The sequence below is a fragment of the Limnothrix sp. PR1529 genome (assembly GCF_002742025.1).
Lineage (GTDB): Bacteria > Cyanobacteriota > Cyanobacteriia > CACIAM-69d > CACIAM-69d > CACIAM-69d.
In genome coordinates this window covers 40,672-50,277 of the sequence record NZ_LIRO01000139.1, presented here as the reverse complement: position 1 = coordinate 50,277, position 9,606 = coordinate 40,672, and the positions used below count along the sequence as shown (strand labels likewise).

10 protein-coding genes are annotated in these 9,606 nt (G+C 52.8%); 4 read left to right on the top strand and 6 right to left on the bottom strand.

The annotated features are described in order from the left end of the window. Nucleotides 1-3: 3 nt before the first annotated feature. On the bottom strand, nt 4-1,143 hold the full coding sequence (locus AMR42_RS21315) for a GAF domain-containing protein (protein WP_158234549.1): 1,140 nt from the start codon (nt 1,141-1,143) through the stop codon (nt 4-6). A gap of 567 nt (nt 1,144-1,710) precedes the next feature. Continuing rightward, nucleotides 1,711-2,865: a glycosyltransferase family 4 protein gene (locus AMR42_RS19045; protein WP_099535403.1), complete on the bottom strand. Its 1,155-nt coding sequence runs from the start codon at nt 2,863-2,865 to the stop codon at nt 1,711-1,713. A gap of 72 nt (nt 2,866-2,937) precedes the next feature. On the opposite strand from AMR42_RS19045, the gene AMR42_RS19040 reads away from it, so the two are divergent. Continuing rightward, entirely contained in the window at nt 2,938-3,153 is a 216-nt protein-coding gene (locus AMR42_RS19040) for a hypothetical protein (RefSeq protein WP_099535401.1), read from the top strand. Nucleotides 3,154-3,330: 177 nt separating this feature from the next. Here the strand turns inward: AMR42_RS19040 and polA are convergent, their stop codons facing one another. Then, nucleotides 3,331-6,276, bottom strand: coding sequence for a DNA polymerase I (gene polA, locus AMR42_RS19035; protein WP_099535399.1), 2,946 nt, complete (start codon nt 6,274-6,276; stop codon nt 3,331-3,333). A 129-nt stretch (nt 6,277-6,405) separates the two neighbouring features. Between polA and AMR42_RS19030 the strand changes: the two genes are divergently transcribed. Together AMR42_RS19030 and AMR42_RS19025 are read left to right on the top strand one after the other, a co-directional pair. After that, nucleotides 6,406-7,053, top strand: coding sequence for a Uma2 family endonuclease (locus AMR42_RS19030; RefSeq protein ID WP_099535397.1), 648 nt, complete (start codon nt 6,406-6,408; stop codon nt 7,051-7,053). A gap of 302 nt (nt 7,054-7,355) precedes the next feature. Further along, on the top strand, nt 7,356-7,550 hold the full coding sequence (locus tag AMR42_RS19025; RefSeq protein WP_099535395.1) for a hypothetical protein: 195 nt from the start codon (nt 7,356-7,358) through the stop codon (nt 7,548-7,550). Between the two features lie 245 nt (nt 7,551-7,795). Here AMR42_RS19025 and trpA read toward each other — a convergent pair whose 3' ends face one another. Then, the gene (trpA, locus tag AMR42_RS19015; protein WP_099535391.1) at nt 7,796-8,596 is read right to left on the bottom strand and encodes a tryptophan synthase subunit alpha; all 801 of its coding nucleotides are present in this window, start codon (nt 8,594-8,596) and stop codon (nt 7,796-7,798) included. On the opposite strand from trpA, the gene AMR42_RS20750 reads away from it, so the two are divergent. After that, nucleotides 8,595-8,756, top strand: coding sequence for a hypothetical protein (locus AMR42_RS20750; protein WP_158234548.1), 162 nt, complete (start codon nt 8,595-8,597; stop codon nt 8,754-8,756). The genes trpA and AMR42_RS20750 overlap by 2 nt on opposite strands. On the opposite strand, the gene AMR42_RS19010 is transcribed toward AMR42_RS20750, so the two are convergent. Both AMR42_RS19010 and ndhL read right to left on the bottom strand, forming a co-directional pair. Further along, nucleotides 8,753-9,091: a DUF3007 family protein gene (locus tag AMR42_RS19010; RefSeq protein WP_099535389.1), complete on the bottom strand. Its 339-nt coding sequence runs from the start codon at nt 9,089-9,091 to the stop codon at nt 8,753-8,755. The genes AMR42_RS20750 and AMR42_RS19010 overlap by 4 nt on opposite strands. Nucleotides 9,092-9,228: 137 nt before the next feature. Continuing rightward, the gene (gene ndhL / locus AMR42_RS19005) at nt 9,229-9,453 is read right to left on the bottom strand and encodes an NAD(P)H-quinone oxidoreductase subunit L (RefSeq protein ID WP_099535387.1); all 225 of its coding nucleotides are present in this window, start codon (nt 9,451-9,453) and stop codon (nt 9,229-9,231) included. Nucleotides 9,454-9,606: the final 153 nt, after the last annotated feature.

Sequence of the window (9,606 nt, the reverse complement as noted above, 5' to 3'; positions counted from 1 at the left end):
CTGTCATTCAACACTTCTGGCCTCATCCATCCGCGAAAAATTGCGCAAGGACAGAATAATTTGGCGAATCCGCTCGGTTCCTAAGTTCATGGAAGATAGGATTTTGGGCAAATCTTCCTGAATAAATTCAAAATCCGATTCTTCATCTAAATCAGCAATCATCCGCACTAATTCAGGATGCTTGGCACAAGAACTGGATTGGGCCCAATTTCGGAGTTTTTCTGTCCAACCTAACAGCAACTCCACATGACTTTGCACATGTTTGAGGTTGCCATGAATAAAACTCACCGGATTATTAATTTCATGGGCCATGCCGGCCACCAACTGGCCCAAGGAAGACATTTTCTCGCTTTGCACCATCCAGAGCTGGGCTTTTTTCAGCTCATCCAAGGTGGCTTCCAGTTCGATCGTCCGTTGGCGCAATTGATCTTCTGCTCGCTCCCGTTCCTGCATTTCCCGCTGCAAACGAGTCACAACCAATTGCAAATCTTGAGTGCGTTTGGTGACCTGTCGTTCCAAATCTTCATTTGCCGCTTGCAGAGCCTTTTCGGTTTGGTGTCGTTCGATCGCCACACGGGCCAAATAGGTTGCCTTAATCAACAATTTGCGATCGTGGGGATGGGGGCGGTGGGGAAAGGGGTTATACATGGCAAAGGTTCCCAACACCTGACCTTCACAGGACAAAATGGGCGTGGACCAACAAGCCCGCAGGCCAAAGCCGATCGCCAAATCCCGAAATTCAGCCCACAACGGATCGATCGCAATATCTTCAACAATTACGGAAGCTTTGTGATAGGCAGCCGTGCCGCAGGATCCCACCGCAGGCCCGATCGGGATGCCATCAATGCATTGGTTATAGTCGGGCGGCAGGCTGGGTGCTGCCCCATGGCGTAATCGTTGGGTTTCCGCTTCTAGTAATAAGAAAGCGCAAAAAGTTTGACAGGACGTGTGGGCTTCAATGAGTAAAGCTAATTCCGTGAGCACGGTTTCTAAGGGTTGGCCTTGGGCAATTAGCTCCAAAATATGATTTTGACCATCTGCCAGGGCTACCAAATTCTGGTGATAGATCAGGGGAATCGTTTTACCCTGCACCGAGTCACTGACCGGGTACAAGTCCGCCACTTGAAGAGGAGAAAATTGCATAGTAATCACAATTAATATTGACTAGGTGTTTTAGGTGTTTAGGGTTGGTCATCAAAGCACTTGAAATCCTGATGCTGCTGTTAGCAAATCCTTAGGCAGTCAGGAACTTCAGACCCTTGTTGCAACGATTGGTATCGACGACTGTTACGACGGATCGTTACGACGATCACAGAGCAATTTTGGAGGCAAAGAGCTTGCGAATTTTGTCTGCGATGGTTTGAACTAGAAAATTAGCGATTAGTTTGCCCACAAGAGGCAAGGCGCACCCAATGATCGATGGCTCAACAATGGCTCAACAGAGTCGCCAGTGAGAAAACCGACGAGTTTAGGTATAGCGGTCAGGGGTGAAAATCTGGTGAAAGCCGATCTTGATTTGATGGCAAATCCGCCCCGAGTGGGTAGCGCAGGAGTCGCGTTAGAGACCTAGACACGACAAGATGGTGCTGATCCTAAACGCGAGTTTCAGCCACCAACGGTAGATTCTGATTTCTCTCTAGTTTTGACCAAAATTCCGCTGTTTTGGAGAAATTTTGGCTTTTCTGCTGAATCAGCGCACAAAAGTGCCACCTAAGCGGCAGCGGATACCGAAGGGGGCAAGCGATCGGGGCGGAATCCCAGGGCGGCCAATTGCTGTTGGGCTGTGTGGGCGGCTCGCTCCCAAGTCCAGAGGCTGGCGGCTTCGGCTCGGGCGATCGCCCCGCGTTGTTGGGCCGCTTCCCGATCGTGATAAACCTGCCGCATCAAGGCCACCAGAGCATCCAAGTCCGGCTCGGCCCAGTGGCCCCAGTCCAAGGCGGGGTCAAAAAACTGCGGATCATTGACGGGAATTAGGTTTTTGACCGGAATCAGGTAAGCATTGCCCGGGTGGGCATAGGCCCGCAGGCCGCTCCAGTCCGTGACAATGCAGGGCAGTCCACAGGCCATGGCTTCCAAAATGGGCAATCCCCAAGCCTCGCCCCGGGTGGGCAACACAAAGGCATCGGCTTTTTGCAGAACTTGCACTAGGCCCGATCGTCCGGCTGGATGGCTGGGCAAAATGCGATAGGTCTCGGCCCCCAGCAGCCGCGCGGCATAGTCGATCGATTCCTGGAGGTCAAAGCGGGGAATGTAGCCGTTGTGGGCGTGCAACACCAGTTCCACGGGATCTTGGGGTTCAAAGGCCTTGGCAAAGGCTTGGATCAGCAGATCGATCCCCTTGCGCCGTTCCCATTTGCCCACACAAAGGAACCGGAAGGGCCGCTGCCGCAAGTCGCGATTCAGGGCTGAGGGGCGGTGGGGATGGGGCTGAAAGACTTGGGGGTCAACCCCTTCCGGCACAACGGCCAGGCGCTGGGGGTCAAGCCCGGACTCGATCGCCACTTGGCGCTGCCAAAGGGACGGAACCCAAAGGTAATCGAACCGATCGAGTAATTGCTGAAATTTTTGATGAACGTGGGTGGTTTCCCACACAAACAGCCCAATTTGGCAGCAACCGGGAAAGGGCGGCATCGGCAACCCGGACACAATGACCAGGGTGGGGGCATTGGCCGTCGGGCTGAGACCGGCCGCTAACAGTTCCGGCACGCCCCGTTCCCAGTCGGCCAGGGGCTGGGGAAGCTGCCAATCACAAAGGGCGATCGGCTCGATCGGGTGCAGTGCTCCCGCGAGCGATCGGGCATGGGTTCCCCAGCCACCGGGGGCAAAAAAATAGCTCGCAAAATTCAACACAAGCGATCGCAGCAATGGTTGAGGACAAAAGACGCAGCTTGCTGTCTCGATCGGTTGGAATCAACTGGAATTAACAAACCTCAGAGGATGGCTGAAGCGACTGGGGGCAATGGTCAAGCCCTAACGGTCTTGGGATCAAGGGACTTGATCAGCTTTGCTTTGTCGGTGGATGAGACCCACAAGCAAGGTAGCCATTGCGGCTTTTCAGGCATCCTCTCAGGCTATTTCAAGTGCATTCGCGCGATCGCCTCAATCCTATGGGGGTTCTCAATTGAACTCCATCAATTCTGTGCCAATCTGTAACTGTCTATGCCAACTTTAATTGACTAGAATTTAATTGACTGAAAGTGGGGTTGGCTCTAACAATTAGTTGCAACAAAGTCGTTGACTTAAAAAGAAGACATTTCTAAGGGTGATAAAAATTAACGGGTTTAAGTAGGGTTAAATTCACCCCTAATTGCATCACTCATTCCCGATCGACTATTTCGCTTCCATCCAGTTTTGACCCGCATGAACTTCCACCGCCAGGGGCACACTCAAGGTGACCGCTGATTCCATGGTTTCCTGAATAATTGGGCGCACAAAGTCCCACTCTTCCGGAGGCACTTCAAAGATCAATTCATCATGCACTTGCAACAGTAAAGTTGCCTGGGTGGATTGCAACCGTTGATGGAGTTGAATCATGGCAATTTTGATGATGTCGGCGCTGGAACCCTGAATGGGAGCGTTGGCCGCCGCCCGCAGCAATTGGGCATCATTTTGACCATTGACCCGCAACCGATCGAGGTCGATCGCCTGGGGATCGGAGCCGCGCAATTGATTCAACGAAGGACTCATGAATTGAAAATAGCGCCGTCGGCCCAGGAGCGTATGCACATAGCCCAGGGCGATCGCCTCGCGCTGCATTTGTTGCAAATACTCAAAGACCTGGGGATAGCGTTGGTTAAAGCGATCGATAAATTCCTTGGCTTCCATGCGCGACACGCCCGCTTCCCGAGCAAACCGTTGCGCCCCCATGCCGTAAATCACCCCAAAGTTGATGATTTTTCCCAGCCGTCGTTCTTCGGGGGTAATGTCAGGGCGATCGAGCAATAATTGCGCGGTCAAAGCATGGACATCTCGCCCCGTTTGATAGGCCTCAATCAAGACCGGTTCCTGACTTAAATGGGCTAAGATTCGTAGCTCAATTTGGGAATAGTCTGCTGCGGCCAACAGCCAGCCCGCTTTGGGTAAAAAAGCCCGCCGAATTTGCCGACTAAAGGCCGTCCGAATCGGGATATTTTGCAAGTTGGGATTGGATGAAGAGAGGCGACCCGTGGCCGTCACCGTTTGATTAAAGTCCGTATGGACGCGATCGGTTTGGGGCGAAACCAACTGCGGCAGCGCATCCACATAGGTAGACTTCAGTTTGGCTAAGGTGCGATGCTCCACGATCGCTTCCACCACGGGATGATCATCCTTTAACTTTTCCAGGGTGGCGGCATCCGTGGAATAGCCGGTTTTGGTTTTGCGAGACTTTTTGGGATCAAGACCCAATTTGCCAAACAACAATTCACTGAGTTGCTTGGGTGAACCTAAATTAAAAGTCTCCCCAGCCGCTGCGTAGGCCCGCTGTTCGATCGCCAATAAATCTGTTTCTAATTGCTTAGAAAATTCTGCCAAATAGGCCGTGTCAATCCGAATGCCTCGCCCTTCCATGGCCGACAAAACTGGCTCAAGGGGCAGCTCCACCTGCTCAAAAAGTGGCAACAAATCCTGCTCGCTAGACAGTTGCGATCGCAAGATATTGACCAAATGAAATGCACTATAAACATCTGTGCCGCAATAGTTGGCAACGGCAGCAATGCTCACCGCTGCAATGGTTTGTCCCTTCGGCACCAGATCTTGGTAGCTGGTGGCGCTGATTCCTAAATAGCGCAATCCCAAATCTGTTAGGTTATGGCTGGCTTCTGGATTCAGCACATAACTGGCAAGCATTGGGTCAAAAATTACCCCGGCCAGTTGAATTCCCTGGCTGCGCAAAATTGCCCGATCGAACTTGGCATTTTGCAGCACCTTGGGATGGTTTTCACTTTCCAAAATTGGTTTCAGCGCTTGCAACACCAGCGATCGATCAAGCTGTTTTCCCGTACTGTGTCCCACGGGAATATAAGCCACCGTGAATTGTTCCGCATTGCCATAGCAAACCCCAATTCCCACCAAGGCCGCTTTTCGGGGATCTAGGTCAGTGGTTTCTGTGTCCCAAGCAGTGGGATAGTCACGGTTTTGGCAGCGCAACAGTGCGGCAACCAGCGCCTCCAATTGATCGGGTGTAGTAATAATTTCTGGGGTGAATTCGGCTGGTAGTGGCGGATTTTCCTTGAGCAAATCGGTCTCTTCGGCACTGAAAAACCAAGTATCTTCTGCTTCTAAGGTCGAAGCTGGGGAACTGCCCGCTAATTGGGGCGATCGGCCCGCAGAACTCGTTTCATTGCCTGTCCCTTGCTCCGCTCCCAAGGTTAACTGACCATTACCAAATCGAGCCTCCAAACGTTCAATTTGCTTCAGAAACTGATTCAGTTCTAGTTTTTCCAGCAGGGGAGTGAGGGCAGCGCGATCGAATCCGCTTAATTCACAGTCGGCCAAGGCCAAATCTAAGGGCACATCACATTTAATTTGCGCCAAAAACTGAGAATGGTAAGCAGCGTCTCGATCGGCTTCCAATTTGCTCCTGACGGATTTTTTCAGAGAGTCTAGTGCCTGATAAATTCCATCCAAGGACTCATGCTCTTGCAGAAGCTGGGCGGCGGTTTTTTCGCCAATGCCTTTCACCCCCGGAATATTATCGGATTTATCCCCGCAAAGGGCTTTGAAGTCCACCACCTGATCCGGACGAACGCCCCATTTTTCCACCACTTGGGCTGCACGATATTCGCTGTAGCGGGAAGACTTTACATCACGCCCACCCAAGTGCAAAACGCTGATGCCTTGCTGGTCATTAATGAGTTGAAATAAGTCCCGATCGCCGCTCAAAATTTTGACCCGATAGCCCGCCGTGATGGCCTGTTGGGTCATTGTCCCGATCGCGTCATCTGCTTCAAAACCTGGCGTTTTAACAATGGTTAAATTCAGCGCCACCAACAGGGTTTCGAGATGCTGAATATCTTCAATAAACTCCACGGGAGTTTCCGGTCGCCCATCCTTGTAGGTCGCATCGGCTTCGTGGCGAAAGGTGGGCTGACGAGTATCAAAAGCCAGGGCGATCGCTTGGGGTTTTTCAAGGGCGATCGTGTCTAATAGGGCCTTAATAAATCCGTAGCAAATGCTGGTGGGAATGCCTGTGGAAGTACGTAGTCCACCATCTCGTCCATTCACGAAGGCATAGAATGCTCGGAAAGCCAAGGAATGGCCATCTACCAAAAGCAAGGTCTTTGCGGAGTCGGTCATGGGGCGATTGCAGAATGCTCGCCCTCAGCATAGCAGCCCCTTTGCGCACCGGGCGATCGGGCAGCTCGCCCACTGCTTGGCCCCATTGGCGATAATAGAACTAATCAACCGTTTCAGGAGTTGTGAGCAATGATTGCGATCGCCCCGCTGGCTCCCACCCAACTCATCGGCGAAAAACGTGTGACGCTGCGTGGCCTAACTTGGCAAACTTACCAACAGGTTCTCCATGCCCTGCCGTTCCGTCGTTCTGCTCGCTTGACCTATGATCATGGAGTTTTAGAAATCACTATGCCCTTGGAAGATCATGAATTTTCGATTCGTCTCATTGAGCGCTTTATCATCATCATGATCTTTGAGATGGGTCTGAAAATTAAGACAATGGGATCTACTCGGATTGAGCGTGAAGAGCTTGATCGCAGCTCAGAACCTGATTGTGCTTACTACATTCAAAATCAAGCACGGGTTGCGGGTCGAAGAGTTGATTTTGCGACTGATCCTCCGCCGGATCTGGTGGTTGAAGTCGATATCACCCACACGGATATTGATAAAAATCGGCTCTATGCTGCGATGGGTGTTCCAGAATTGTGGCGATATAACGGCCGTGATTGGCGCATTTTTATTTTGGAAAATGGGGATTATCAAGAATCGGAATTCAGCCCCATTTTTCCTTGGGTGCAAAAAGCGTATTTATATCAATTTTTGGCAGAGGCTCAGCAAGATGAAATTGCTGCTGAACAAGCATTGCGCCAGTTGGTGCGTGATCACTTAGCCCAGTAAGTAATTTGGGCTGGGATTCCTTGGACAACTCTGGAAACTTCATTCCTGAGGAATCAGGATCCGTGAGTCGCCGCCCCTGAGAAAAAGCGGTACGATCGAACCGGGGGCTTCTGGCGAAGTTAACCGGATTGGGTTCCCGATTCGCAGAACAATACCCTAGAGATTTGCGTCCACATCCCTAGCTCGCTTCGATGATGAAGCTGGATTGCACTGGGATCATTCCATCGACGACGGGGCTGCATCTCTGAAGTCAGCAACTGGGCTGGCAATTCCCCCAACGTCAATTTTGGGAGGTCAGAATCATGACTCAGCGAACTTTTCCTGACCGATTTCATTCTTGGGACGATGCGATCGACCTGAGGAAAATTGTGGTTGATAAGCGATCGCGGAAACGCTCGAATGCTGCTAAATCCCGCCGCCGCAATCGGCGATCGGAAAATGGACTATTGAGCAGCCAATTGCGCCACAGTTGGGAATCCATGGCCGACTGGGTGTAGGGTCAATTCAATGCAATTGCTCAAGAATTGTTCACAACAATTGCTCAAAATTGTCACTGACCAGTTCCATCGGCCAATTTTGTGGGGGTGTACGGCCGTACGCCCCCACTTGGACTACTTGAGTTGGACTGTTGCTGTTGAGGGAATGGAACTTGCCTCAACAGAGTTAGTCCAGTTGATTGAGCTTTAGTTTGTTGATCCAGTCCGTTGTTGATCTAGCTCGTTGATCTTTAGTTCGTTGATCTTTACTGATCAAGGGCGGCTCGCAAATCCCGGCAGAATGCTTCAACGGCGGCTAGACCCGCTTCCGGCGTGCCGTCGGCCAATCGCTTCACAAAGGCACTGCCCACGATCGCCGCATCAGCCCCCCAAGTACGCACCTGCACCGCTTGCTCCGGCGAGGAAATGCCAAAGCCCACCCCGATCGGCTTATCGGTAACCTGGCGCATGGCGGCCAAAATTTCGGACACGCGCCCGTGCATTTCGCTGCGCATCCCCGTTACCCCGGTCACACTGACCAGATAAATAAACCCTTGGGACTGCTGGGCAATGGCTTCAATCCGATCCTTGGAACTCGTCGGAGCCACCAACAAAGTGACTTCCAAGCCCGCTGCTGCCGCTGGCTTCAGCAGGCCGTCTGCTTCTTCGAGGGGCAAGTCTGGCACGACCAGGCCCGCCGCCCCGGCCGCTTTCACATCTTGAATGAATTGCTCAATTCCTCGATTCAGAATTGGGTTGTAGTAGGTGAACAGGACGATCGGGGCGGACAGTTCCGGCGACACCCGCTGCACCAGTGCCAACACATCATCAAGGCGAGTGCCGTTTGCCAAGGCCCGAGTGGCGGCCGCTTGGATGGTGGGGCCGTCCGCTAGGGGGTCGGAGTAGGGCACGCCCAGTTCAATCAGGTCGGCTCCTGCCCGATCGAGTCGCCGCAGGGCCTCCTCCGTTGTTGCCAAATTCGGATCCCCGGCGGTGATGAAAGGGATCAGGGCACAGCGTTCTGCTTGGCGCAGGGTGGCAAAACGTTCAGAAACAGAGACGGTCATGGTGGCAGGCGATCGATCAACTCGGTGGTCAGGACATCAAAAACGGCCAGCAACTTCGCCCACAGGCTGGATTCAGGGTGAACCCTTGTTGGGGGCTGAGGATGCTGGCTTTGAATTGGGGGGAACGGGCGGCGCGTTGGTGGCGAAGAATGCGGATTAGGGTGACGGATGGGTCGGGTTCGATCGATCCGTTTCCGCCGCTTCCGCTTCCAAGCGAGCTTCCAAGGCGGCCAACTCCTCTGGTGACAGTGCTTCCAACTGCTTCTGCAAAACCGCGTCTTTGTAGTCTTGCAACTGCTGGGAGTAGGTCATCTTTTGGGTCAGGGCCCGCACCAGATAGGTCAGCAACCAGCCCATCAATCCTACTACCAACGCGGCCTGAGTCCAGATGCCCGCATTGGTGGCATCAATGCCCACCAGTTGCAGGAGACCATAGACCAGCCCCCCACCCAAAAAGACACCTAACCCAATCAGAATCGCGTCAATTCGCCGCATGTTTGCTCGATCGCCCCTGTCAATTGCTCACGATTGCTCACCATCATCCAACCCATCACCCTGGCTCGATCGCCCAAGCGGGACAATCGAGGCATCCTAGGCATTAAGTGGCCAGACGTTAAATAAATGGCCAGACATTAAATGGCCCGACGTTGGGGACGCAGATTCAAAAACGGAGACAACAACAGCAGCCCGGGGAAGAACAAAAACACCGCAAAGTAGGCCAAGAGCCGCTCGATCGAGCTAGCCACATACCACCGTTTTTGGAGATAAACGTAGAGGCCCAGCGGCAACACCACCAGGTAAGCCCCCGCCAGCGCCGCATACAGAATCAGCGCGATCGGCAAATCCGTCAAAGCCATAAACCAGACCCTCGCCTGAACGTCATCCTGACAGCCCGTACGGACAACCGCAGCCCCTTGCAACCGATTAGCAGCCAGCGATCGGCCCCTAATTTCCGGTTGCGATCCTCAGCGCTGCGCCTTTGTCCGTAACCAGACCACAACCAGACCACA